At 70.4% G+C, this 1190-nt stretch carries 2 protein-coding genes; both read right to left on the bottom strand.

Annotation, left to right across the window (positions count from 1 at the left end):
* Window positions 1–601: acyltransferase family protein (locus BN1969_RS00030; RefSeq protein ID WP_147576924.1), on the bottom strand; the 601-nt coding region annotated here is incomplete at its 3' end.
* Window positions 598–1190: D-alanyl-D-alanine carboxypeptidase family protein (locus BN1969_RS00025; RefSeq protein WP_050622425.1), on the bottom strand; the 593-nt coding region annotated here is incomplete at its 5' end. The genes BN1969_RS00030 and BN1969_RS00025, both read right to left, overlap by 4 nt.

The raw sequence follows: 1190 nt of genomic DNA, 5'->3' as shown, positions 1-1190 counted from the left end.
GGCACGCCGCGGGCCCCCCCGCCGCCCGAGGGCCCCGGGGGGGGGGAGCTTGTCTTTTATACACATCTAGTTGTTTAAAAGAGACGGGCCCGCCATAGAGGGCGTCCAGGGCGGGTAGCTGGGCGGTCAGGCCGTAGTAGCTGTCCCCGCCCAGGCCGATCAGGTAGAGGAGCAGGGCAGCCGCCAGGGCGGCGGGCAGCCCCAGCCGGGCCAGGCCGCGGGCGATCACCACCCCCAGCAGGACCGCCGGGAAATACCACAGGTGGTACAGGGTGCCGTCTATGAGCAGCTTTTTGAGCCACTCCAGGGGGGAGAAGCCCCCGTTGTACCAGTTCAGGGGCAGATAGAGCAGAACTGCGGCGGCGTAGAGGGTCAGCGTCCGCTTCAAAAATCTGCCCGTGCCCCTCCAGCCGTCCCGGGAGAGAAAGTACCCGCTGACCATGAGGAAAAAAGGGACCGCGATCCGGGCCAGCACCCGGGTGAGCCAGAAGTCGGCCTCCGGGGCCAGTCCGGCCAGAGGGGCGGTGTGGTTGCACACCGCCAGGAACGCCGCCAGCAGGCGGAAGCGGTCCAGCACAGGGACATCCCGGCGGGCGCTCATGGCTCTCCCTCCCAGACGGTGAGGATGAACCCGCCGCAGTTGTCTCCGGAGAGCTGCCAGCACCCCGCCGGCGGCTCCAGTTCCAGGACGGCGCTGGGGCAGGGGAGTCGGGACACCCGGGCGGTCCTGCCGCTGCCCAGCCGGCAGAGCCGGGGGGACACCTCCAGGAAGGGGACGTACTCCTCCAGACAGAGCCCGTGCTCCTCCATCAGCTGGGCGTGGGGCGCCCCCACATAGCGGAAGTGCCAGGGCTCAGCGGCGATGCCGGTGAGGGCCTCCTTCTCCCGGCAGTACCGCTGGAGGAAGCCGTACCGGGCCGCTGCCCGTCGGAAAGCGCCGCAGGCCCCGGAGTCGGGGAAGCTGGGGCGGATGAAGTCAAGATCGGGGACGTCCTCCCCCAGGTCGATGGCCAGGCCGGTCTGGTGCTCGCTGCACCCCGGAAGGGCCACGTACTGCCGGGTAAAGGCATCCCCCTCCCGAGCCCGGGTATCGTCCCAGATGGCCTGCTGCTCCGCCCGGCTCCGCCAGCCGGAGACGGGGACGATGGTCCGCCCGCCCCCCACGGAGCGGATGCAGGCGGCCAGCAGCC

This window comes from Clostridium phoceensis, assembly GCF_001244495.1.
GTDB classification, from domain to species: domain Bacteria; phylum Bacillota; class Clostridia; order Oscillospirales; family Oscillospiraceae; genus Lawsonibacter; species Lawsonibacter asaccharolyticus.
Note: the sequence above shows the minus strand (reverse complement) of the source record. Positions and strands in the feature narration are given on the sequence as shown.